The sequence below is a fragment of the Asanoa iriomotensis genome (genome assembly GCF_016862515.1).
Lineage (GTDB): Bacteria > Actinomycetota > Actinomycetes > Mycobacteriales > Micromonosporaceae > Asanoa > Asanoa iriomotensis.
Map to the genome: position 1 here is coordinate 1 of NZ_BONC01000027.1, position 22,312 is coordinate 22,312.

At 71.0% G+C, this 22,312-nt stretch carries 22 protein-coding genes; 17 read left to right on the plus strand and 5 right to left on the minus strand.

Features of this window, described 5'->3' with window-relative positions; translation table 11 throughout:
* Positions 1-2,224, plus strand: a 2,224-nt coding sequence (locus tag Air01nite_RS19725) for an ATP-binding protein (protein WP_203704152.1), incomplete at its 5' end; no start/stop codon positions are given.
* 16 nt (positions 2,225-2,240) lie between these two features.
* Positions 2,241-2,786 (plus strand): response regulator, encoded by a 546-nt coding sequence (locus Air01nite_RS19730; protein ID WP_203704153.1) that lies wholly within the window; start codon positions 2,241-2,243, stop codon positions 2,784-2,786.
* 160 nt (positions 2,787-2,946) lie between these two features.
* On the opposite strand, the gene Air01nite_RS19735 is transcribed toward Air01nite_RS19730, so the two are convergent.
* Positions 2,947-3,282, minus strand: coding sequence for an STAS domain-containing protein (locus Air01nite_RS19735; protein ID WP_203704154.1), 336 nt, complete (start codon positions 3,280-3,282; stop codon positions 2,947-2,949).
* A gap of 99 nt (positions 3,283-3,381) precedes the next feature.
* On the opposite strand from Air01nite_RS19735, the gene hemL reads away from it, so the two are divergent.
* From hemL to mqnP, 12 genes are all read left to right on the plus strand, one after another.
* A complete protein-coding gene (gene hemL, locus Air01nite_RS19740; protein WP_203704155.1) occupies positions 3,382-4,737 on the plus strand; it encodes a glutamate-1-semialdehyde 2,1-aminomutase in 1,356 nt (451 codons plus the stop codon).
* Entirely contained in the window at positions 4,734-5,381 is a 648-nt protein-coding gene (locus Air01nite_RS19745) for a histidine phosphatase family protein (RefSeq protein WP_239090820.1), read from the plus strand. Before hemL ends, Air01nite_RS19745 begins: the two co-directional genes overlap by 4 nt.
* 49 nt (positions 5,382-5,430) lie before the next feature.
* Entirely contained in the window at positions 5,431-5,955 is a 525-nt protein-coding gene (locus tag Air01nite_RS19750; protein ID WP_239090826.1) for a TlpA family protein disulfide reductase, read from the plus strand.
* On the plus strand, positions 5,955-6,782 hold the full coding sequence (locus tag Air01nite_RS19755; protein WP_203704156.1) for a cytochrome c biogenesis CcdA family protein: 828 nt from the start codon (positions 5,955-5,957) through the stop codon (positions 6,780-6,782). The genes Air01nite_RS19750 and Air01nite_RS19755 overlap by 1 nt, the downstream gene beginning before the upstream one ends.
* Positions 6,782-8,356: a cytochrome c biogenesis protein ResB gene (resB, locus tag Air01nite_RS19760; protein WP_203704157.1), complete on the plus strand. Its 1,575-nt coding sequence runs from the start codon at positions 6,782-6,784 to the stop codon at positions 8,354-8,356. The genes Air01nite_RS19755 and resB overlap by 1 nt, the downstream gene beginning before the upstream one ends.
* Positions 8,356-9,309, plus strand: coding sequence for a c-type cytochrome biogenesis protein CcsB (ccsB, locus tag Air01nite_RS19765; RefSeq protein WP_203704158.1), 954 nt, complete (start codon positions 8,356-8,358; stop codon positions 9,307-9,309). Before resB ends, ccsB begins: the two co-directional genes overlap by 1 nt.
* Before the next feature lie 80 nt (positions 9,310-9,389).
* Entirely contained in the window at positions 9,390-11,936 is a 2,547-nt protein-coding gene (locus Air01nite_RS19770; RefSeq protein ID WP_203704159.1) for a right-handed parallel beta-helix repeat-containing protein, read from the plus strand.
* A 2-nt stretch (positions 11,937-11,938) separates the two neighbouring features.
* Positions 11,939-12,379, plus strand: a complete 441-nt coding sequence (locus tag Air01nite_RS19775; RefSeq protein WP_203704161.1) for a PH domain-containing protein — start codon at positions 11,939-11,941, stop codon at positions 12,377-12,379.
* 56 nt (positions 12,380-12,435) lie between these two features.
* Positions 12,436-12,957: a SigE family RNA polymerase sigma factor gene (locus Air01nite_RS19780; RefSeq protein WP_203704162.1), complete on the plus strand. Its 522-nt coding sequence runs from the start codon at positions 12,436-12,438 to the stop codon at positions 12,955-12,957.
* Positions 12,954-14,084, plus strand: coding sequence for a WD40 repeat domain-containing protein (locus tag Air01nite_RS19785; protein ID WP_203704163.1), 1,131 nt, complete (start codon positions 12,954-12,956; stop codon positions 14,082-14,084). The genes Air01nite_RS19780 and Air01nite_RS19785 overlap by 4 nt, the downstream gene beginning before the upstream one ends.
* Before the next feature lie 49 nt (positions 14,085-14,133).
* Positions 14,134-15,588, plus strand: a complete 1,455-nt coding sequence (locus Air01nite_RS19790; protein WP_203704165.1) for a menaquinone biosynthesis decarboxylase — start codon at positions 14,134-14,136, stop codon at positions 15,586-15,588.
* Positions 15,588-16,487, plus strand: coding sequence for a menaquinone biosynthesis prenyltransferase MqnP (gene mqnP, locus Air01nite_RS19795; RefSeq protein WP_203704166.1), 900 nt, complete (start codon positions 15,588-15,590; stop codon positions 16,485-16,487). The genes Air01nite_RS19790 and mqnP overlap by 1 nt, the downstream gene beginning before the upstream one ends.
* Here mqnP and Air01nite_RS19800 read toward each other — a convergent pair.
* The gene (locus Air01nite_RS19800; protein ID WP_203704167.1) at positions 16,462-17,445 is read right to left on the minus strand and encodes a terpene synthase family protein; all 984 of its coding nucleotides are present in this window, start codon (positions 17,443-17,445) and stop codon (positions 16,462-16,464) included. The genes mqnP and Air01nite_RS19800 overlap by 26 nt on opposite strands.
* A 61-nt stretch (positions 17,446-17,506) precedes the next feature.
* Between Air01nite_RS19800 and Air01nite_RS19805 the strand changes: the two genes are divergently transcribed.
* The gene (locus Air01nite_RS19805) at positions 17,507-18,139 is read left to right on the plus strand and encodes a UbiX family flavin prenyltransferase (RefSeq protein ID WP_203704168.1); all 633 of its coding nucleotides are present in this window, start codon (positions 17,507-17,509) and stop codon (positions 18,137-18,139) included.
* Between the two features lie 6 nt (positions 18,140-18,145).
* On the opposite strand, the gene Air01nite_RS19810 is transcribed toward Air01nite_RS19805, so the two are convergent.
* Positions 18,146-18,421: a BldC family transcriptional regulator gene (locus Air01nite_RS19810; protein ID WP_203704169.1), complete on the minus strand. Its 276-nt coding sequence runs from the start codon at positions 18,419-18,421 to the stop codon at positions 18,146-18,148.
* 245 nt (positions 18,422-18,666) lie between these two features.
* On the opposite strand from Air01nite_RS19810, the gene Air01nite_RS19815 reads away from it, so the two are divergent.
* Both Air01nite_RS19815 and cds1 read left to right on the plus strand, forming a co-directional pair.
* Positions 18,667-19,116 (plus strand): Lrp/AsnC family transcriptional regulator, encoded by a 450-nt coding sequence (locus Air01nite_RS19815; RefSeq protein ID WP_203704171.1) that lies wholly within the window; start codon positions 18,667-18,669, stop codon positions 19,114-19,116.
* A gap of 10 nt (positions 19,117-19,126) precedes the next feature.
* Positions 19,127-20,218 (plus strand): L-cysteine desulfhydrase Cds1, encoded by a 1,092-nt coding sequence (gene cds1 / locus Air01nite_RS19820; protein WP_203704172.1) that lies wholly within the window; start codon positions 19,127-19,129, stop codon positions 20,216-20,218.
* On the opposite strand, the gene Air01nite_RS19825 is transcribed toward cds1, so the two are convergent.
* Together Air01nite_RS19825 and Air01nite_RS19830 are read right to left on the minus strand one after the other, a co-directional pair.
* A complete protein-coding gene (locus Air01nite_RS19825; protein ID WP_203704173.1) occupies positions 20,215-20,841 on the minus strand; it encodes a putative glycolipid-binding domain-containing protein in 627 nt (208 codons plus the stop codon). The genes cds1 and Air01nite_RS19825 overlap by 4 nt on opposite strands.
* A 28-nt stretch (positions 20,842-20,869) precedes the next feature.
* Positions 20,870-22,261: a DEAD/DEAH box helicase gene (locus Air01nite_RS19830; protein ID WP_203704174.1), complete on the minus strand. Its 1,392-nt coding sequence runs from the start codon at positions 22,259-22,261 to the stop codon at positions 20,870-20,872.
* Positions 22,262-22,312 lie beyond the last annotated feature (51 nt).

Consider the following 22,312-nt stretch of genomic DNA (forward strand, 5'->3'; position numbering starts at 1 on the left):
GGTGGCCCGCGAGGTGGGCACCGAGGGCAAGCTCGGCGGTCAGGCCCAGGTCAAGGGCGTGTCCGGCACGTGGCGCGACCTGACCGACAACGTCAACCAGCTCGCCTCGACGCTGACCACCCAGCTCCGCGCGATCGCCGGGGTGTCCACGTCCGTGACCCGCGGCGACCTGACCCAGCGCATCACCGTCGAGGCACAGGGCGAGGTCGCCGACCTCAAGGACAACATCAACCAGATGATCGTCACCCTGCGCGAGACCACGAAGAAGAACGCCGAGCAGGGCTGGCTGGACTCCAACGTGGCCCGGATCGGTGGCCTGCTGCAGGGCCAGCGCGACCTCGGCGAGGTTTGCCGCATGATCATGACCGAGGTGACCCCGCTGGTCGACGCCCAGCTCGGCGCGTTCTTCCTGGCCGACACCGACGAGGGCGTGGTCCGGCTGCGGCTGACCGCCTCGTACGGCTACGTCGCCCGCGACCACCACGTGGTGTTCGGCCCGGGCGAGGGCCTGGTCGGCCAGGCGGCGCTGTCCCGCCGCCCGATCCGGGTCGGCTCCGAGCCCACCGGCACGCTCACGCTGCGCTCCGGGATGCTCGACGCCCGGCCGCGCGACCTGGTCGTGCTGCCCGTGCTGTTCGAGGGCGAGGTGCTCGGCGTCATCGAGTTCGCCTGCATCGACGCGTTCTCCGACCTGCACCTCACGTTCCTGGAGCGGCTCGTCGCCACGATCGGCGTCGCCCTCAACACCATCCAGGCCAACCGGCGCACGGAGGAGCTGCTGGCCCAGTCGCAGCGCCTCGCGCACGAGCTGCAGGAACAGTCGGCCGAGCTGCAGCGCACCAACAACGAGCTGGAGGAGAAGGCCAAGCTGCTCTCCGACCAGAACATCAACATCGAGACGAAGAACCACGAGATCGAACTGGCCCGGATGGGGCTGGAGGAGAAGGCGCGACAGCTCTCGGCCGCCTCCGCCTACAAGACCGAGTTCCTCGCCAACATGAGCCACGAGCTGCGTACGCCGCTCAACTCGCTGCTCCTACTAGCCCGGCTGCTGGCCGACAACCCCGACGAGAACCTGACCGCGAAGCAGATCGAGTTCGCCCGCACCATCCACAGTGCGGGGTCCGACCTGCTGTCGCTGATCGACGACATCCTGGACCTGTCGAAGATCGAGGTCGGCCGGATGGACGTCGAGCCGACCGAGCTGCGGTTCGACGAGATCCGGGGGTACGTCGAGCAGGCGTTCGCGCCACAGGCCGAGGACAAGGGCCTGCGCTTCCTGGTCGAGACGGGCACCGACCTGCCCGACATGCTGATCACCGACGCGCAGCGGCTCCAGCAGATCCTGCGCAACCTGCTCTCCAACGCGGTCAAGTTCACCGATACGGGTGAGGTGGCGCTGCGCATCCAGACCGCCGAGCCGAGCCCGGACCTCGACATGCCGGCGCTGCAGGCGGCCCGCACGGTGTTCGCGTTCTCGGTCACCGACACCGGCATCGGCGTGCCCGACGACAAGCTGAGCCTGATCTTCGAGGCGTTCCAGCAGGCCGACGGCACCACGAGCCGGCGGTACGGAGGCACCGGGCTGGGCCTGTCGATCAGCCGCGACCTGGCCCGGCTGATCGGCGGCACGATCACCGTGGTCTCCGAGCCGGGCGTGGGTTCGACGTTCACGCTGCTCGTGCCGGACGTGCTCGCACCGGACGCGGTCGTCGCGCCGATGCCGGCGCCCGCGCCGCCGCGCACCACGGTGCCGCCGCTGCTGCGCCCGACCACCGAGACCGTGCTGCAACCGAGCGCGGCCAGCCGGGCGCTGGACGGCGCCACCGTGCTGATCATCGACGACGACGTGCGCAACGTGTTCGCGCTGACCAGCGCGCTGGAGCTGCACGGCATGTCGGTGCTCTACGCCGACAACGGCGGCGACGGCGTGCGCGCGCTGGCCGAGCACCCCGAGGTCGACATCGTGCTGATGGACGCGATGATGCCCGACCAGGACGGCTACGAGACCACCCGGGTGATCCGCCGCAACCAGCACAACGCGGGCCTGCCGGTGGTGTTCCTGACCGCGAAGGCGATGCCGGGCGACCGCGAGTCCGCGATCGCGGCCGGCGCGACCGACTACATCACCAAGCCGGTCGACCTCGACGAGCTGATCGACCTGATGGCGAGCTGGGTGCACGGCACCGCCGACCGGACGAGCCAGGAAGGCGGAGCCGCTTGACCGTTAGGGTGGGGCAGTGAGTGGCACCGCGAAAGCATTGTTGGTCGACGACCGCAAGGAAAACCTCCTCGCGTTGGAGGCGATCCTGCAAGGGCTGCCGGTGAAGTCCGTGGCGGTCGAGGGCGGCGAGGCCGCGCTGAAACAGCTGCTGGTCGACGACTTCGCCGTGATCCTGCTCGACGCACAGATGCCCGACATGGACGGCTTCGAGACGGCCAACCACATCAAACGCCGCGAGCGGACCCGGCACGTGCCGATCATCTTCCTCACCGCGGCGGACCGCGACGCGCAACTCGCGCTGCGCGGTTACGCGGCGGGTGCGGTCGACTACCTGACGAAGCCGTTCGATCCCTGGGTGCTGCGCGCCAAGGTCTCGGTCTTCGTCGACCTGTGGACGAAGAGTCGTCAGCTCGCCGCGCACAGTGAGGACGTGCGCGAGCGGGACGCCCGCTACCGGTCGCTCACCGAGGCGGTCGACGCGGCCACGGCGCTGCTGCGCGGCGAGGAGGAAGGCGCGCGCGAACGCGCGATCGCCCTTCTCGAACAGGCCCGCTGGGGTTAGGGCGCGTCCTGCCGCTCAACGCGGCCTGCGACGGGCCAAGGCGTCGTCTGGCGGCGTCCCGGGATCACCGAGATACAACACCGGTATCCCGGCAATCCCGGGCCACCGCCAGACGACGCCTGGACTCCGTCTCGGCTCACGTTGAGCGGCAGGACGCGCCCTAGCTCGACGGCTCGTTGTTCTTGACCATGAGCGCGGAGCGTACGCCGGTGATGTCGAGGACCCGCATCAGAAAGTCACCGACGTTGGTCAGGATCAACACGCTCTGTGCATCGCGGGCCTTGCGGCTGAGCACGACGAGCGTGCCGAGACCCGTGGAGTCGCAGAAGGTGACGCCACCGAGATCGAGGATGATTCGCGGCGTCGGCTCGGTCAGCACCTCGGTGATCGCGTTGACCAACCGGTTGCCGGTGAGCATGTCAATCTCGCCGACGAGACTCAGCACGACCTCTTCGGGTGTGCGTCGCACGGCAATGGACAGCTCCGGTCGATCCACGGTAGGAGCCTATCGCGATCTCCCTGGACCGGCCCGTCGAGCGTCCGGTGCAGGGTCGCCTGCCTCGCATCTACTACGTGCTGTCAGAATGGCAGCACCGTGACCGAAACATATTCGGCCGGCCCCGGTCGGTACTCGCCCGACGCGCCGGCATCCGAGGCCCTGTTCCGCCGCGCCCGAGAGCTGACACCGGGCGGGGTGAACTCCCCTGTGCGCGCGTTCCGCGCGGTCGGCGGCACCCCCCGCTTCATGGTTCGCGGCGAGGGTCCCTGGCTGTACGACGCCGACGACCGCCGCTACGTCGACCTGGTCTGCTCCTGGGGTCCGCTGATCCACGGGCACGCCCACCCGGCCGTGGTCGAGGCCGTCCAGGCGGCCGCCGCCCGCGGCACGAGCTTCGGCACACCGACACCGGGCGAGGTGGAGCTGGCCGCCGAGATGGTCGCCCGCACCCCGATCGACCAGGTCCGCCTGGTCAACTCCGGCACCGAGGCGACGATGTCGGCCATCCGGCTGGCCCGCGGCTTCACCGGCCGCCCCAAGATCGTCAAGTTCGCCGGCTGCTACCACGGCCACGTCGACGCGCTGCTGGCCGCGGCCGGCTCCGGCGTCGCCACGTTCGCCCTGCCCGACTCGCCCGGCGTCACCGGCGCCGCGGCGGCGGACACGATCGTGCTGCCCTACAACGACCTCGCCGTGGTCGAGGCGGTCTTCGCCGCCGACGGCGCCGAGATCGCTGCGGTGATCACCGAGGCCGCCCCGGGCAACATGGGCGTGATCGCGCCGCGGGACGGGTTCAACGCCGGCGTGGCCCGGATCGCGCACGCCAACGGCGCCCTGTTCATCGTCGACGAGGTGATGACCGGCTTCCGGGTGTCGAGGTCCGGCTGGGCCGGCATCGAAGCTGTGCTGAGTGACCCCGAGGCCGGCGCCGACCTGTTCACCTACGGCAAGGTGATGGGCGGCGGGCTGCCGGCGGCGGCGTTCGGCGGCCGCGCCGAGATCATGGCGAAGCTGGCCCCGGCCGGGCCGGTCTACCAGGCCGGCACGCTCTCCGGCAACCCGCTGGCCTGCGCCGCCGGCCTGGCCTCACTGCGGTTGGCCGACGATGCCGTCTACCGTCGCCTCGACGAGACCGCGGGCACGGTCGGCAAGCTCGCCGCCGAAGCGCTGTCCGCGGCCGGTGTGCCGCACCGGCTCTCGTACGCCGGCAACATGTTCTCGATCTTCTTCACCGACGCCGACGTGGTGGACTTCGACGGCGCCCGCGCCCAGAACGTGCCCGCCTTCAAGGCGTTCTTCCACGCGATGCTCGACGCCGGCGTCTACCTCCCGCCGAGCGCGTTCGAGTCCTGGTTCGTGTCAGCGGCGATCGACGACGCCGCTCTCGAGGTGTTGGCCGCGGCCCTGCCGGGCGCGGCGCGGGCAGCGGCGGACGCGGGGGGCGCGAGTTGACGACGACGGTGGTGCACGTGCTGCGGCACGGCGAGGTGCACAACCCGGACAAGGTGTTGTACGGGCGCCTGCCCGGCTTCAAGCTCAGCGAACTCGGCGCGCAGATGGCCAAGGCCGCCGCGCAGGCGCTCGCCGACCGCGACGTCACCCACGTCGTGGCGAGCCCGCTGGAGCGCGCGCAGGAGACAGCCGAGCCGATCGCGGCCCAGTTCGGCCTCCCGGTCGCGGTCGACGAGCGGCTGATCGAGAGCGCCAACTGGTTCGAGGGCAAGCGGGTCTCGCCCGGCGACGGCTCGTTCCGCGACCCGCGCAACTGGTGGGTGCTGCGCGACCCGCTGACCCCGTCGTGGGGCGAGGCCTACCGGGCGATCGCCGAGCGCATGTTCGCCGCCGTGCACGCCGCCCGGGTCGCGGCCGAGGGGCACGAGGCCGTCTGCATCTCGCACCAGCTGCCGATCTGGACCCTGCGGCGCTACGTCGAGCGCAAGCGGCTCTGGCACGACCCCCGCAAGCGCCAATGTGGGCTGTGCAGCCTGACCTCGTTCCACTTCGAGGGTGCCAAGGTCGTCGGCATCGGCTACTCCGAGCCGGCCGCGCACCTGGTCGCGCTCTCGCCCAACGCGCGGCACGCCAAGGGAGCGTGACGTGCGCCGTCGCGGGCTCCTCGTCGGGATAGCGGTCGCCGTGTTCGCGGTGGCCGCCGTCGTCTACGTGGTCGCGGGCCGCGGCGGTGACAGTTGGAAGGACCTGTGCTCGACGTCGAGCGAGGGCTTCATCGAGTGCGCCGCAGGCAAGCGCCCGGCCGCGCCGGCGGTCACCGGCGAGCTGCTCGAAGGCGGCACCTACGACTCGGCGCGCAGCGCCGGCAAGGTCGTCGTGGTCAACTTCTGGGGATCGTGGTGCGCGCCCTGCCGGGCCGAGATCGACGACCTGGAGAACGTCTACGAGGCGACCAAGGACAAGGGCGTCGAGTTCCTCGGCATCAACATCCGCGACAGCCGGGACGCCGCGCTCGCGTTCCACAACCAGCGCGTCGCCTACCCGAGCGTGTTCGACCCGTCGAGCAAGCTCGCCCTCGGCTTCGAGATCCCGCCGAACTCCATCCCCGCCACGATCATCCTCGACCGCTCCGGGGACATCGCCTACGTGATCCGCCGCGCCGTGACCGAGGAGCAGCTCCGGCCGGTGGTCGAGCGGGTCGCCGCCGAGGCGTCCTGATGGGCGAGACGTTCGGCAACCTGGCCACCAGCGGCCCGCTGCTCTTCGCGATCGCCGGCGCGGCGCTGGCCGGCCTGGTCAGCTTCCTCTCGCCGTGCGTGCTTCCGCTGGTGCCGGGCTACCTCAGCTACGTAACCGGCCTAGCCGGCTCCGAGCTTGAAAGGAACGGTCCGTTACTAACGGTTTCCGCAGAGGAACGGACCGTTCCTAACGTCGCCGCAGGCGGCGGGTTGCGGACCGCGGTGGCTGAGCGGAGCCGGGTGCTGGCCGGGACCATGCTGTTCATCATCGGCTTCACGACCGTGTTCGTGCTGGTAGCGGTCCTGGTCAGCCGGGTCGGTTGGGCGATGGTCGAGCACCGCCGGGCGCTGGAGATCGTGGTCGGCTCGCTGATCATCGTGTTGGCGCTGGCCTTCCTCGGCGTGATCCCGGGGCTGCAGCGCGAGCTGCGGATCCAGGCACTGCCCAAGGCCGGCCTGCTCGCGGCGCCGGTCTTCGGCGCGGTGTTCGCGCTCTCGTGGGTGCCCTGCGTCGGCCCGACCATGGGCTCGGTGCTGCTGCTAGCCAGCACCTCGGGGCAGGCCGACCGGGCCGTCGTGCTCGCGGTCGCGTACTGCCTCGGTCTGGGCATCCCGTTCGTGGTCTTCGGGTTGTTCTTCACCCGGCTGCTGGGGCTGTTCAAGCTGATCCGCCGCAACAGCAAATGGGTGACGCGGGTCGGCGGCGTGCTGCTGATCCTGATCGGGCTCGCGCTGGTCACCGGGGGCTGGAACAGCTTCCTGATCTGGCTGCAGACCAGCGTCGGCGTGGGAAGCATCGGGATCTGATGACGGCCACCGAAACCCGACCCGCCCCGCCGGAAGCTCCCCGCCCGCCCGGCTGGGGCGGTTTCCTCGTCGGCGCCGCGCGCGGCCTCTGGCGCCAGCTCACCAGCATGCGGACCGCGCTCGTGCTGCTCTTCCTGCTCGCCGTCGCGTCGATTCCGGGCTCGGTGCTGCCGCAGAGCAACGTCGCGATCGAGCAGGTCCAGCAGTACTACCGCGACCACCCGACGCTGGCGCCGTGGATCGAGAGGGTCGACGGGTTCAACGTCTTCGGCTCACCCTGGTTCGCGGCGATCTACCTGCTGCTGTTCACGTCGCTGATCGGGTGCGTGATCCCGCGGCTGCGCGACCACTACCGCGCGATCCGGTCCGTACCCCCGAACGTGCCGGCGCGGCTCGACCGGTTGCCGCAACACGCCTCGGCGGCCGACCACGACGGCGACATCGAAGGCGTCGCCGCCGCGCTGCGCAAGCAGCGCTGGCGGGTCGCGGTCCGCGGCGACACGGTCTCCGCCGAGAAGGGCTACCTCAAGGAGACCGGCAACCTGGTCTTCCACGTCTCGCTGCTGGCCGTGCTGGTCGCGGTCGCGCTCGGCTCGTGGTACGGCTGGCACGGCAACCGGATCCTGGTCACGGGCAAGGACTCGAGCTTCTGCAACAGCCTTCAGCAGTACGACGAGGCGAAGCTCGGGCCACGCGTCGACGAGGGCAAGCTGCCGCCGTTCTGCATGACGCTCGACGACTTCGAGGCGACCTACCAGACCAGCGGGCAGCCCAAGGAGTTCCGGGCGTCCGTGACCGTCGAGGGCGACGGGCCGACCCGTGCCGCCAGCTTCTCGGTCAACGATCCGCTGCGGCTCGACGGAGCATCGGTCTACCTGCTCGGCCACGGCTACGCGCCGATCCTGCGCTACACCGACCGGTTCGGTCAGACGCAGACCAAGGAAGGTCCGTTCCTGTCGACGGACGAGATGCAGACCAGCACGGGCGCGATCTCGTTCCCGGACGCGAACGTCGACCCGGCGACCGGCAAGCGCGACGCCTCGCTGCAGATGGGCTTCGACGGGATCTATATGCCGACCGCGCCGGACCAGGCGCCGTTCGTGACGTCCCGGTTCCCGGCCGAGGAGAACCCCGCGCTGTTGCTGACCGCCTACCGGGGCAACCTCGGCCTGGACGCCGGCATCCCCAGTTCGGTCTACCGGCTCGACCAGGCGCAGATCGACGCGGGCCGGCTCAAGCCGGTCGGCGAGGGCAAGCTGCTCAAGCCCGGCGAGACGTGGACGCTCGACGACGGTTCGACGGTCCAGTTCGTCGGCACCAAGGAGTACGCGACGCTGTCAGTGCGGCACGACCCCGGCCAGGGCATCGCGCTCGTGGCCGCGGTGCTCGCGCTCGGTGGGCTGATGGGCTCGCTGTTCGGCAAGCGGCGGCGCGTCTTCTTCCGATTGACTTCCCCGTCTCCGACGTCCAGTAGTAGATTGCTCGAGGCCGGTGGCCTCCCGCGCACCGACTACCCCGGCTTCGCCGAGGAGTTCGCTTCCACCGTCGCCGCCGTGAGAGAGAAGAAGACCTGATGGCCGCCTTGTCGGACGCGCTGCTGGTGGTGGCCATGCTCGGCTACCTCGTCGCGATGATCTGCTACGCCGCCGTGTACGCGTTCGGCGACCGCGGTGCCGTCGCGCGCGTGGCGACCCGCGAGTTGGTCGGCGCCGGCGGTCCGCCGGTCGTCGAGGTGGTCGAAGAGGTCAGGAAGCCGGCAGTGCCGGGCCGCGTGTCCTGGGCCGGGCGGATCGCCGCCGCGGTGCTGGTGCTCGCGGGTGTCGCCCAGATCGGGTCGCTGATCTTCCGCGGCGTCGCCGGGGACAGGCTGCCCTGGGGCAACATGTACGAGTACGTCCTCGCGGCCACGTCGGTCGCCGCGGTGGCGTGGATCGTCGTCATGGTCCAGCGCCCGGCGCTGCGCCATCTCGGCCTCTACGTGGCGCTGACCCAGGTGGTCCTGTTGGGCGTCGCCGCGCTGTTCCTGTATGTCCCCGTCGGCCCGCTGGTGCCGGCGCTGGACTCCTACTGGCTGGCCATCCACGTGACGGCCGTGGCCATCTCCTCGGGCGTGTTCCTGATCGGCTTCGTGCCGGCGGGCCTGTTCCTGATCCGCTCGGGCTGGGACAACGGCAAGGCGGGCTTCCCGTTCACCCTGGGCGAGCGCCTCCCCACCGCGGCGGTGCTGGAGCGGCTCTCGTTCCGGCTGCACGCGTTCGCGTTCCCGATCTGGACCTTCGGCGCGCTGATCGCGGGCCCGATCTGGGCAGAGGCCGCCTGGGGCCGCTACTGGGGCTGGGACCCCAAGGAGGTCTGGGCCTTCATCTCCTGGATCGTCTACGCGGGCTACCTGCACGCCCGCGCGACGCCGAGCGTCAAGAAGACCACGGCGACCTGGATCGCGGTGCTCGGCTTCCTGACGATGCTGATGAACCTCTTCGGCGTGAACCTGTTCTTCACTGGCCTGCACTCGTACGGCGGCCTCTGACTCGACCATTCGGCCATTGAATAAGGCCGATTTCGCTCGGTACGCTCGCCGTTGATCATTTCGGCAACGGGGAGCTGTAAATGCGTGTGGGTCGTGGCCTGCGACTGTTGGCCGTGGGTGCGTTGGTGGCGGCCGGGTCGCCGGCCATCGGTGTCAGCGCGGCGGCGGCGCCGCCGTCGAAGATCTACGTCGCCAAGTCGTGCGGCAGTGCGCCGGACGGCAGTGTGAGCAAGCCGTTCTGCGCGATTTCGCAGGCAGTCGCCGTCGCCGTGGCCGGCCAGACCATCGAGGTCGGCACCGGCTCCTACAACGAGAACGTGGTGCCCCGGTCCGGTGAGCCCGGCAAACCGATCACGATCGCCGCTGCCCCGGGCAAAGGCAATGCGGTGCAGGTCGGCCCTGGGAACGCGACCGAGGCCGTCTTCCGCCTCTCCGGAGTGCACGACGTCGTGATCGACGGGTTCAACATCGGCGGGGTGGGTCCTGCCGCCGTCCTCGTCGAAGACTCGACCGACGTCACGGTCTCCTCCGGCTGGGTCCTGTCGCCCTACGGGCCCGGAGTCGAGATCAAGGGCGCATCGAGGCGGGTGACCATCACCGGCATGTCCATGCAGGCCCTACGCGCGCCCGCGTTCGCTGTTGGTGCGGGCGCGGCCGACACCCGCATCGCCGCCAGCAACGTGTGGTCCAAGCGGCTCGCGGGGCTCCCGGCATACGCGGCCATCAGCGTCGCGGACGCGCCGCGGACGACGGTCGTCAACAACTCGATCATGACCGACTGCCTGGCCGGCGTCGAGGTCACCGGCGCCTCGCCGGGCTTCGCCCTCGTCAACTCGATCGTGCAAACCACGTTCGGGACGCTCGGCACCTGCACCGCCCCGTCAGCACCAGACCCGGCGAGCGTGCGGCCGGTAACCGTCGCGGCCCCGGCCACCGCCGACTCGCTCCTCGACTACAACGTGATCGACCCCAGGCTCGGTGGGCCGCTCTACTCCTGGGCGGGCACGACCTACGCAGACCCGGGCACCTTCCACTCGGCCACCGGTCAAGCGGCGCACGACATCGGGGCCGACCCGAGGATGACCAGCAGCGGAGACTACTTCCGGAGCGGCTTCACCCTGGCTGCCGACTCGCCCGCGATCGACTCGGCGTGGGTGGCCGCGCCGGGGCTGTCCGCGACCGACCTGCGCGGCAACGCGCACGCCGACAAGCCCGACACCCCCAACAGCGGCGGTGGGTACGTCGACCGCGGCGCCGTCGAGTTGGTGCCGACTCCGTCGATCAGCTCCACGATCGCGCGGGCGCCCGGCGGTGGCGCCTTCGAGACGATCACCACCGTGCAGCGGACGTACCAGTGGGCCACCGACGGACCGATCGGGGCCTTCATCATCAGCAACGGTCCGGAGCGGGTCGTCAACAACACCGGCATCGCGCGGTTCAGCTTCGACCGTGCCGGCCCGGCCTGCACCACGGTCCAGTTCAGCGTCGACGGGTTCCGTACGCCCTCAGCGACCATAATGGACGCACCCTGCGTGTTCCTCGGTGGCGCCTACACCGCCGTCACCCCGCAGCGGGTGCTGGACACGCGGTCCAAGATCGGCGTGCCGGGCACGACGCCGGTGGCGTCGGGCGCGGAGGCCGTGTTCGCCCTGCCCGCGGCGGCGGCGAACGCCAGCGCGGTCGTCCTCAACGTCACGGCGACCCAGCCGACGACGGCCGGTTTCCTGAAGGTCTACGGAGACGGCGACTTCCTGCCGAACGCGGCGGACCTCCACTTCGCCTCCGGGCAGACGATCGCGACACTGGTGACCGTGAAGGTGCGCAACGGCATGGTGCGCATCTGGAACAGCGGCCCAGGAACCACCCACCTGCTGGCCGACCTGTGGGGCAACTACGGCAACCCCGGCAACGGTTTCCAGGCCAACACCCCCGTCCGGGTGATGGACACCCGCTCGGCGGTCGGCGTGCCCACCACCACCCCGGTCGCCGCCAACGGGAAGGTCACGTTCGACGTGTCGACCCGCGTTCCGGCGGGCACGACCGCCGTCGCGCTGAACCTGAACATCCTCAACGCGACGAAGTCTGGGCAGGTGACCGCCTATCCGGCCGGTGGCGCGGTGCCGGCCACCCCGAACGCCACCTTCGCCGCCGGCAAGAACATGACCACCATGGTGATTGCGCCGGTCGTCGGCGGAAAGGTCGCGCTCGCGCACACCGGCACCGGCACCGTCCATCTGGTCGCGGACCTGGCGGGCTCGTTCGCGCCCAGCGCCCGCGACACCTATCTGCCGACCTCGCCGAGCCGTCGGGCGAACGCCTCGGTCGCCGCGGGACAGACGCTGCGCGTCTACGTCAGCAAGGCCGAGTGTGGGTCCGACCCCTGCACCGCACGCACCGCGCTGGCGAACGTGACGGCGTCGGGCGCGACCCAGACCGGGTGTCTGACCGCCTACCCATACGGGCAGACCCGTCCGAACGCGTCGGTGATCAGTTACGCCGCCGGACAGACCGTGAGCAGCCTGGTCGCCGTCGGCCTGAGCCAGGACTCGTTCCTGCTCTACAACTGCGGCCGGGCGGCCGTGCAGGTGACTGTTGACCAGGCCGGCTTCTACCTGGCAGGGGCGTGACGATGCGACAGACGTGGCGGGTGTCGCCGGCCGGTCGGGTGGCCGGGATCGTGTTCATCGCGTTCGGCGCCTGGGTGGTCGTGCGCGCGCTGTTGGCCGTCGCGCGGGACGGGCTGGAGCTCAGCCTCGGCTACGCGCTCGTCTTCGGGCTGGCGGTCGGGCTCGCACCCATGCTGCTCGCGCTGCGGCCGGCCGTGACGCTGACCGACACCGAGGTCGAGGTCCGCAACCCGTTGCGGACCCGGCGCCTGCCCCTCGGCGAGGTCGTCGACGCCAAGACCGGCTACGGCGGGCTGCGGATCGAGACCCGGGACGGCCGCGCGGTCAGCGCCTGGGCCGTGCAGAAGTCCAACCTGGCCAGTTGGTCCGGGCGGCACACCCGGGCCGACGAGGTCGCCGACGCGATCCGGAAGGCGGCGCGGCGGCGCGCCCGCGTTTCCTGAGATCCCGAGCAGCAGCCGGCCGACCGCCGGCGTTGTCAGGGGTATGAGGGACGAGCATGGACGCTGATCTCGAGGCGGAGTTCAGCGACTTCGTGGCGGCCCGGTCGCACGCGCTGTTTCGCACGGCGCTCGCGCTGACCGGGCACCGCCAGCAGGCCGAAGACCTGTTGCAGACGGTGCTGGTCAAATGTGCCAGGCACTGGCCGCGGATCCGGTCCGGTGCGCCGGAGGCCTATCTGCGCACCGCGCTCTATCGCCAGCAGACCAGCTGGTGGCGCAGCCTGCGCCGGCATCGCGAGGTGAGCACCGGCGAGCCGCCGGAGACGGCCGTTGGCGCCGACGCGACCGCCGGCGTCGACCTGCGGCTCGCGTTGCGGGATGCGCTGACCCGGTTGGCGCCCAAGCACCGGGCGGTGCTGGTGCTGCGCTATTTCGAGGACCGGCCGGACGAGGAGATCGCCGAGATCCTCGGGTGCACCGAGTCGACCGTGCGCAGCCAGGCGGCGCGGGCGCTGGCCCGGCTTCGCCAGCTCGCCCCCGAGCTCCATGTCGAAGCGAAGGAGGACGCGCCGCGATGAACGACCGCATGACCTACGCACTGCGCCAGACGTTCGAGGAACTCGCCAGCGACTCGCCGCCACCGCCCGGGCTCGCCCGGGTCGCGCTGCGCGGGGCCAGGCGCCGCCGCCGCGCGCAGTTCGGGGCCGGCATCGGGCTGGCCGTCTGCGCGGCTCTGGCCGGCGGCCTGGCCCTGGGTGGCGCGGGCGGCGGTGGCCAGCAGTTCGCCAGCAGGCCGGGTGGGTCCGTCATCGCCGCTTACAGCGGCATCCGCGACCCGAAGGTCGAGGACGCCAGCCCGGCCTTCCTGTACTCGCTGCTGCTCGACCGGGAGACCGGCGAGTACCAACGGGTCCCGTACCGGTCCGTCGTGCCCTCGCCCGACGGCGACCAGGTGCTGGTCGGGGTCGGCGACAACGGCGCTGCCCACCCGACCCGGGTCGGCGTCATGGACCGGGAGTCCCAAAAGGTGCGCTGGATGGATACGGACCAGCAGGGCGGGTTTCCAGGCAACGCGGGCGATGGAGAGTGGTCGCCGGACGGGCGGCGGATCGCGTTCCGCCTCGCTCCCAAGACCGGCCCCATCACCGTGGTCGTCGTCGACGCCGAGACGCTGCGCGCGGATTTCCTGGCGGTGCCCGACTTCCGCCAGGGTGACATCCGGATCGGCTGGACTCCGGACAGCGCGGGCTTCGCGATCACGACCGCCGACACGAAGAACGAGGGCAGCCCGTACGAGGCGGGGCAGGTCCAGTTCTACGACCTCGACGGCAAGCAGCGGCGCGTCTTCGACGTGCCCGACAAGGCTCTGTACTCGGCGCCCGCGTTCTCCGCCGAGGGCCAGTTGGCCTTGAGCGGACCGCCATGGGACGCCGCTGACCTGTCGATCGCGCTCGCCGACCCCGAGACCGGCGCCGTGCGCAGCCGGTTCGCGCTGGACCAACCCGGCCTGCTGCTCGGTTGGGTCGGCGAGGACCGCCTGCTGGTCCGCACGAACGACGGCCGGGACAACGAGCGGATCGAGACCGTCGACCTGCACGGCCGGGTGATCAGCTCGCTGACCCCGCCGGAGGGCGTCTTCGCCCAGCAGGTCTACGTCGGCTCCGCCGACGGCCTGCCGGACTCCGCGGCCGACCTGACCTTCTGAACCGGGGGCCGGGAAGGTGCGGTGGGCGCCATAGGCGAGACTGCTATTCATGGCCCGCTTCCCGTACCCGGACCTCAAGGACTTCATCGCCGCGCTCGAGAGCGCCGGTGAGCTGCGTCGGGTCGGTGTGCCCGTCGACCCGACGCTGGAGATCAGCGAGGTGGTGACCCGCACCGTCCGGGCGGGTGGGCCGGCCCTGCTGTTCGAGCGGCCGACCCGCGGCGAGATGCCCGTCGCGATCAACCTGTTCGGCACCGAGCGCCGCACCGCGCTGGCGCTCGGTGTCGAGTCGCTCGACGAGATCGGCGACCGGATCGGCGCGCTGGTCAAGCCGGACCTGCCGGTGGGCTGGTCGGGGATCCGGGACGGGCTGGGCAAGGTGATGCAGCTCAAGTCCGTACCCCCGAAGAAGGTCAAGACTGCGCCCTGCCAGCAGGTGGTCTACCAGGGCAACGACGTCGACCTCAACCGGCTGCCGGGGCTCCAGGTCTGGCCCGGTGACGGTGGGATCTTCCACAACTTCGGGCTGACCCACACCAAGCACCCGGAGACCGGCAAGCGCAATCTCGGGCTCTACCGCCTCCAGCAGCACTCGCACAACACGCTCGGCATGCACTGGCAGATCCACAAGGACTCGACCGCGCACCACGCGGTCGCCGAGCGGCGCGGCGAGCGGCTGCCGGTGGCGATCGCGATCGGCGCGGACCCGGTGGTCAGCTACGCGGCGAGCGCGCCGCTGCCCGGCGACATCGACGAATACCTGTTCGCCGGCTTCCTGCGCGGCGAGCGGGTCGAGATGGTCGACTGCCTGACCGTGCCGCTCCAGGTGCCGGCGCAGGCGCAGATCGTGCTGGAGGGCTACATCGAGCCCGGCGAGCGGCTGCCGGAGGGCCCGTTCGGCGACCACACCGGCTTCTACACGCCGGTCGAGCCGTTCCCCGTGCTGCACGTCGAGTGCGTGACGACCCAGCGCGACCCGGTCTACCACTCGATCATCACGTCCAAGCCGCCGCAGGAGGACCATGGGCTCGGCAAGGCCACCGAGCGGATCTTCCTGCCGCTGCTGCGCCTGCTGATCCCGGACATCGTCGACTACGACCTGCCGTCCGCCGGGGTGTTCCACAACTGCGTGATCGTGTCGATCCGCAAGCGGTACCCCAAGCACGCGCAGAAGGTGATGAACGCCATCTGGGGCGCCCACCTGCTCTCGCTGTCCAAGCTGATCGTGGTCGTCGACGACGACTGCGACGTCCACGACTACGCCGAGGTCGCGTTCCGCGCGTTCGGCAACGTCGACTACGCGCACGACCTGCTGCTCACGCAGGGTCCGGTCGATCACCTGGACCACGCGTCGTACCAGCAGTTCTGGGGTGGCAAGGCGGGCGTCGACGCCACCCGGAAGCTGCCGACCGAGGGCTACACCCGCGGCTGGCCGGACGAGATGACCATGTCGCCGGAGATCACGGCGTTGGTCGACAAGCGGTGGAAGGAGTACGGCATCTGATGGTGGCCGTGGCGGCACCGGCCCCTAACCGGGTACGGGCCTTCATGCGGCTGGTCGTGATCGAGCACTCGATCTTCGCCCTGCCGTTCGCCTACGTCGCCGCGCTGGCCGCCATGCGGCTCGACGGCGGCCGCGTGCAGTGGGACACGCTGGCACTGATCACGATCGCGATGGTCGCGGCGCGGACGGTCGCGATGGCCGCCAACCGGATCATCGACCGGCGGATCGACGCGCAGAACCCGCGCACCGCCAGCCGCGAGTTGATCACGGGTGCGGTGTCCATGCGTACCGCCTGGGTCGGCTTGTTGATCTCGCTGGCCGTCTTCGAGGCCACCGCGGCCGCGCTCAACCCGCTCTGCCTGATCCTGTCGCCGCTGGCGCTGTTCCTGCTGGTCATCTACTCGTACGCGAAACGCTTCACCAACTACCCGCAGCTCTTCCTGGCCGCGGCGCAGGCGGTGGCCCCGGTCGGTGCCTGGATCGGCGTCACGGGCGAGTGGTCCTGGCCGGCGTTCGTGCTCGGCGTCGCGGTCGGCACCTGGATCGGCGGCTTCGACTGCATCTACGCGGTGCAGGACCTCGAGGCCGACCGCCGCATCGGCATCGGCTCGGTGCCGGTCAAACACGGCGTCCGAGGCGCCCTGATCATCTCGGCCCTGACCCACGTCGTGACGGTGGCGTTCTACGTCTGGTTCGGCGTGCTGGCCGACCTGGGCTGGCTGTGGGGAGCCGGCGTAGCGATCACGGCTGCGGTCCTGGTCTACGAGCACGCCATCGTGAAGCCCACGGACCTGTCCCGGGTCAACCGCGCCTTCTTCACCGCCAACGGCGTGATCGGCATCGTCCTGTTCGCCTTCGCCCTGCTCGACCTGGTCACCCTGCAGGGTCTCCGCGGCTGATCCACTGCTGCACGGCCGGGGGCAGTGGGTATCGGGGCGACTCGAGTGACCAGTCGATCGTGCCGCGGACCGAGTCGGCGACGCCCTCCACGTAGCGGCGGACCGCCGCGTCGATGCGGGCGCCGAAGGTCGGCACCGACGCGCGCAGCTCGACGAATCGGGTCATCCGGTCCTGCCAACGGCCGATCACCTCGTTGATCGCCGCGTTGCGGTGCAGCCCACGCTCGCGGGCGGTGGCCAGCACCAGGTTGTGGCCGGCCGAGGTGCGCTCGTCGCGCTCCAGGGAGATCAGGTCGTTGAACCAGGACAGCAGGTCGTTGCCGGCCGCGCTGATCTCGCGGAGCACCGGGTGGTGGTAGACCGCCTCCGGGATGCGCATCCGGACGGCGCAGGCGAACTCGATCAGGGCGTACGACACGTACGCCGCCGAGGTGGCCCGGCGGAGCTGGATGTATTCGACGATGCCCGGGCGGCGGCCGGCCCATTTGTTGCTCGCCTCGACCAGGATGCCGTCTAGGTGGTGGCGCAGCGCGTCGCCGATCCGGTCGACCGAGACCTCCGACAACTCGCCGGTGATCGGGCGCCACGAGTCGAGCAGCAACGCCCGCATCGGCTCGGGCAGGCCCGGCGCGGGTTGCCGCCCGTCGCTGTCGATCGTGGTGAAGACGCCGTCCACCGTGGCCCGCACCCCTTCCAGCGAGGGCGTGGCGTGGCCGTCGACCGTGTCGTCGAGCAGGAAGAACCAGGTGAACAGCGCCGTCACCAGGCGCAGGTCGGCGAGGGTGGCGTCGGGGTAGAGGCGGCCCGCGTAGCGGGCGAAGCCGCTCTGGTGCAGGCGGACCGCGGTCTCGGCCGGCACGCCGCGCTCGACCACCCAGCCCGTCAGCCAGTCCTGGACGTCGTCCGCGTGCGGGGAGATCCGCGGCTGGATGGGGCAGAACAGACCGGGTGTCACCATGGGCAGCGGCCTCCCGTATGCGGGCCGGGTGGGGCGCGCCCGGCTCAATAGGCTTGACCGTATGCGAACGCCGTGGGTGGTAGGGGTCTCGGGAGCGTCTGGTACGCCATATGCGGCTTCGGTGCTGCGGGGCTTGCTCGACGCGGGCGAGCCGGTCGATCTCGTGGTGTCCCGCGCGGCGCGGCTGACGATCTTGGATGAGACCGGCGCGCCGCTGCGGGACGGGCACTGGAAGGACGACCTGGCCCGCTGGCTCGGCCGCGACCTGGCCGGCGCTGACCTGGTGTTCTGGCCGGCGGGTGACCTGGCGGCCGGGCCGAGCAGCGGGTCATATCCGGCCCGGGGCATGGTGGTGGTGCCGGCGAGCACGGCGGCGTGCGCCGGGATCGCCCTGGGCCTGTCCAAGGACCTGCTGCAGCGGGCGGCGGAGGTCAACCTCAAGGAACGCCGCCCGACCGTGCTCGTGCCCCGGGAGACCCCGGTGACCCGCAGCCACCTGCTGCACCTGCTGGAGCTGGACGCCGCCGGCGCGGTCGTGCTGCCGGCGAGCCCGGGTTTCTACGGCGCCGGCGCCGCGGCGACCGCGGCCCAGCTCGTCGACTTCGTGGCCGGCAAGATCCTCGATGCGATCGGCGTGGCCCATGATCTTTCGCCACGCTGGACCGGCGTCATCGGGGCCGCTGGGGCCCCCTGAGCGACCTCAGTGCAGGCCGGCGTTGGTCGGCCCGTGGTTGCCGCCCTGCGACGGCCCGGTGTTGCGAGGACGGCCGTTGGCGCCGCCGTCGTCGAGGTCGTCGAGCACGCCTTCACCCTCGAGCAGGGCACGGACCTCAGATTCGCGGAATCGCCGGTGCCCACCTGGTGTCCGGATGCTCCCGATCCGGCCCGCCGCGGCCCATCGCGTCACGGTCTTGGGGTCGACCCGGAAGAGCGCAGCCACCTCGCCCGGCGTCAGCAGACGATCTCCAGTGTCCACGGTCCCCTCCTCGCGTCAGCGAAAGCCTCTCGAACTGGTCAGATGTGCGCCCCGGCAGTGCGCGAGAGGCTTTCATAGGGACGTACGGCCATTAGAGCACCGTGAGAGTGCACTGTCCTGGAATCGGGGAAAACGCACTGTGTGGGAAGATCCCCGGTACTATTGCGAGCCGTACTCTCCTTTGACCATGTTTCACGCGGACCGGCGAATCGTCCACTCCCGGCCCCGGTTAGGGTCTACAGGCCGTGGATGCCATCGACCTCCGGCTCGTGGAGTTGTTGCGTACCAACGCCCGGCTGTCCTTCGCCGAACTCGCCAGACAGGTCGGCCTGTCCGCACCGGCGGTGCACGAGCGGGTCGGAAAGCTCGAGTCGTCCGGTGTGATCCGCGGTTACCGTGCCGAGGTCGACCCGGAGGCGGTCGGGCTCGGCGTGACCGCGATGATCGGCGTCGTCGAGGAGTCGACGACCGACGCCGACGACCTCCAGGCGGTGCTCAAGGGGCTTCCGGAAATCGAGTCCTGCTACTTCATGGCCGGCGTCGAGTCGTTCCTGCTGACCGTGCGGGTGGGCACGATCGCCGAGCTGGAACGGCTGATCGTGCGGCTCAACCGGACACCCGGAGTGGCGTCGACGCGCACCGCGATCGCGTTGTCGGCCAAGTGGGAAAACCGCCCCCGCCCCCTGTCGGCATAATCTGCATCCCATGGAACAGCTCGACCGATGCAGCGACACCGAACGGGCGTGGGTGACCGAAGCGGTCGCCGCGGTCGAAGCCGACGCGAACCGTTCGGCGGACACCCATCTCCTGCCTTTCCCACTGCCGCGGGAGTGGGGCGTCGACCTTTATCTCAAGGACGAGTCGGTGCACCCGACCGGCTCGCTCAAGCACCGGCTGGCCCGGTCGCTGTTCCTCTACGGCCTCTGCAACGGCTGGATCGGCCCGCACACGACGGTGGTCGAGGCGTCGTCGGGGTCGACGGCGGTCTCCGAGGCCTATTTCGCCCGGATGCTCGGCCTGCCGTTCATCGCGGTGATGCCCGCGTCGACCTCGGCCGAGAAGATCGCGCTGATCGAGTTCCAGGGGGGCAAGTGCCATCTGGTCGACGACCCGTCCGCGGTCGTCGACACCGCCCGCGCGCTCGCCGGCGACCTCGGTGGGCACTTCATGGACCAGTTCACCTACGCGGAGCGGGCCACCGACTGGCGCGGCAACAACAACATCGCCGAGTCGATCTTCCACCAGATGGCCCGCGAGCGGCATCCGGTGCCGGCCTGGGTGGTGATGGGTGCGGGCACGGGCGGCACCAGCGCGACGATCGGGCGCTATGTCCGCTACCAACGGCACGCCACCAAGGTCTGCGTGGTCGACCCGGAAAATTCGTCCTTCTATCCGGCGTACGCGGCCGCCGACTGGTCGGTGTCCACCGGCCTGGGCTCCCGGATCGAGGGGATCGGCCGGCCGCTGGTCGAACCGTCGTTCCAGCCGCAGGTCGTCGACCGGATGGTCGCGGTGCCGGACGCCGCGTCGCTCGCCGCGATGCGCGCGGCCTCCGCGGTGCTCGGCCGCCGCGTCGGAGGCTCGACGGGTACGAACCTGTGGGGCGCTTTCGCCTTGATCGCGGAGATGCGCACGGCGGGCGTACGCGGCTCGGTGGTGACCCTGCTCTGTGACGGCGGGGAACGCTATGCCGACACCTACTACGCCGACGGCTGGGTGGCCGCGGCCGGCCTGGACCTGACGCCGCACCTCGCGGTGGTCGACCGCTTCCTGGCGACCGGCGACTGGCCGGCTTAGGGCTGGCCCCGCTTGGCCAGGCCCGGGTAGTCGATCACGTAGCCGGCGTCGTCGACGGTCATGTCGGCGCTGAAGCCGTCGCTCTCGTAGCGGACCCGGTTGCCGCCCAGCGGCGTGTAGGTGTGCTCGGCCGCGATGATCTCCAGGCTGGGCAGCAGCACCCACGCGGCCAGCACGTTGTAGGGCCGGTCCGGCGTCGCGTTGAGCAGGCCCAGCCGCCGGATCACCAGCGTGTTGGTCAGCGGCGAACCGCCCAGGTCAACGTCGAGCGCGCGTTCGAGCCGGGAGGCGTCCTCGATGCCGGGGAAGCCGACCCGGCGCTGGCCGGCGGCGACCAGCGCGGCGTCGAGGTCACCCTGCTCGCCCGTGGTGGCCCGCCAGCGCCCGGTGGCGCGCTGCATTCTTATCGTCCGCATCCACCCGGCGCCCTCGCAGCTCACGTCGAGCCGCGCGGCTTGCCAGTTGTCGTCGGCGATCAGCTCGTAGCGGGCCTGGTAGGGGATCGGGTCGACCGCTAGCTGTGTGCCCCGGGCGACCAGCCCGCGCCGGTCGTCGAGTACCACCGTCTCGGCGCCGGGCAGGTCGGTGCGGGTCCACAGCAGAACCTTCGGCAACGTCGCCATGCGATCAACGTTACCGAAGGTCGCGCGTTCAGTGGGTCCGGCGCGGTCCGCTGCGTGGGCCGCGGGGGCTGTGCCGGTGGTCGCGGTGCTCACCGCCGTGCCGGTGCTCCCCGCTGTGCCGGTGGTCCCCGCCGTGGCGGCGGTCGCCGGCCGGGCGGTGCGGGCGGCGCGGCTCGTCCGGCGGCACCGGGACCCCGCTGGGCTCGCGGGCGCCGGTCAGCTCGGTCAGTGCCGCGTCGCCGGCCCGGACCCGGGTCTCGGCCGGCTCGACGCCGGCCTTGCCGAGCATCTGGAGCGTGCTGCGCCGCTGCTTGGGCAGCACCAGCGTGGCCACCGAGCCGGACTCGCCGGCCCGGGCCGTGCGCCCGGCGCGGTGCAGGTAGTCCTTCGCGTCCCGCGGCGGGTCGATGTGGACGACGAGGGACACGCCGTCGACGTGGATGCCGCGGGCGGCCACGTCGGTGGCCACGAGGACGGTGGTGCGCCCTTCCTTGAACTCGGCGAGCGTGCGGGTGCGCGCCCGCTGCGTCTTGCCACCGTGCAGGCCGCCGGCCCGGACGCCGACCGCGGCGAGCTGCTCGACCAGCCGGTCGACGCCCATCTGGGTGCGCGCGAACATCATCGTGCGGCCGTCCCGCGCGGCGATCGACGCGGCGACCCGGAACTTGTCGTGCGGCGGGATCAGCAGCAGGTGGTGATCCATCGTCGTGACGGTGGCGACGGCCGGCTCGGTCGAGTGCGTGACCGGGTCGGTCATGAAGCGCTTGACCAGCGAATCGACGTCGTTGTCCAGGGTGGCCGAGAAGAGCAGTCGCTGCGCGCCGGCCGGCGTCTTGGCCAGCAACTCGGTGACCTCGGGCAGGAAGCCCATGTCGGCCATCTGGTCGGCCTCGTCGAGGACCGTGACCTCGACGTCGTCGAGCACGCAGACGCGGCGCTGGATGAGGTCGCCCAGCCGGCCCGGCGTGGCGACGATGATCTCCACGCCGCGCTCCAGCGCGTCGATCTGCCGGTCGTAGGGCACGCCGCCGACGGCGGTCTTCAAGAACACGCCGAGCGCCTTGCCCAGCGGCAGCAGCGCGTCGTTGACCTGCATGGCCAGCTCGCGGGTCGGCACCAGGACCAGCGCCTTCGGGTGCCGCGGCCGGGCGCGCTCGCCGCGGGCCACCCGGGCCAGCACGGGCAGGCCGAAGGCGAGCGTCTTGCCGGAGCCGGTCTGGCCCCGGCCGAGGACGTCCTTGCCGGCCAGCGCGTCGGGGATGGTGGCCTTCTGGATCTCGAACGGGGTGACGATGCCGTCCCGGGCGAGCGCCCGGACGAGCTTGCGGGGGAGCCCGAGCGCGCCGAAGCCGTCGGTCTCGGTCTCGGCCTCGGGGTCGGTCTCGGCGCCGGTGGGCGCGTCGAAGATGGACGGAAACATGCTGGGGTCAGCGAACGCGGTCAAGTGGGGCCTTTCGTGGCGGGCCATCTC

Bases quoted from the DNA above. Each gene is read 5' to 3' on its own strand.
- Air01nite_RS19755 (WP_203704156.1), top strand. From the start codon at position 5,955: ATGGGCGAGACGTTCGGCAACCTGGCCACCAGCGGCCCGCTGCTCTTC.
- resB (WP_203704157.1), top strand. From the start codon at position 6,782: ATGACGGCCACCGAAACCCGACCCGCCCCGCCGGAAGCTCCCCGCCCG.
- ccsB (WP_203704158.1), top strand. From the start codon at position 8,356: ATGGCCGCCTTGTCGGACGCGCTGCTGGTGGTGGCCATGCTCGGCTAC.
- Air01nite_RS19770 (WP_203704159.1), top strand. From the start codon at position 9,390: ATGCGTGTGGGTCGTGGCCTGCGACTGTTGGCCGTGGGTGCGTTGGTG.
- Air01nite_RS19775 (WP_203704161.1), top strand. From the start codon at position 11,939: ATGCGACAGACGTGGCGGGTGTCGCCGGCCGGTCGGGTGGCCGGGATC.
- Air01nite_RS19780 (WP_203704162.1), top strand. From the start codon at position 12,436: ATGGACGCTGATCTCGAGGCGGAGTTCAGCGACTTCGTGGCGGCCCGG.
- Air01nite_RS19785 (WP_203704163.1), top strand. From the start codon at position 12,954: ATGAACGACCGCATGACCTACGCACTGCGCCAGACGTTCGAGGAACTC.
- Air01nite_RS19790 (WP_203704165.1), top strand. From the start codon at position 14,134: ATGGCCCGCTTCCCGTACCCGGACCTCAAGGACTTCATCGCCGCGCTC.
- mqnP (WP_203704166.1), top strand. From the start codon at position 15,588: ATGGTGGCCGTGGCGGCACCGGCCCCTAACCGGGTACGGGCCTTCATG.
- Air01nite_RS19800 (WP_203704167.1), bottom strand. From the start codon at position 17,445: ATGGTGACACCCGGTCTGTTCTGCCCCATCCAGCCGCGGATCTCCCCG.
- Air01nite_RS19805 (WP_203704168.1), top strand. From the start codon at position 17,507: ATGCGAACGCCGTGGGTGGTAGGGGTCTCGGGAGCGTCTGGTACGCCA.
- cds1 (WP_203704172.1), top strand. From the start codon at position 19,127: ATGGAACAGCTCGACCGATGCAGCGACACCGAACGGGCGTGGGTGACC.
- Air01nite_RS19825 (WP_203704173.1), bottom strand. From the start codon at position 20,841: ATGGCGACGTTGCCGAAGGTTCTGCTGTGGACCCGCACCGACCTGCCC.
- Air01nite_RS19830 (WP_203704174.1), bottom strand. From the start codon at position 22,261: ATGTTTCCGTCCATCTTCGACGCGCCCACCGGCGCCGAGACCGACCCC.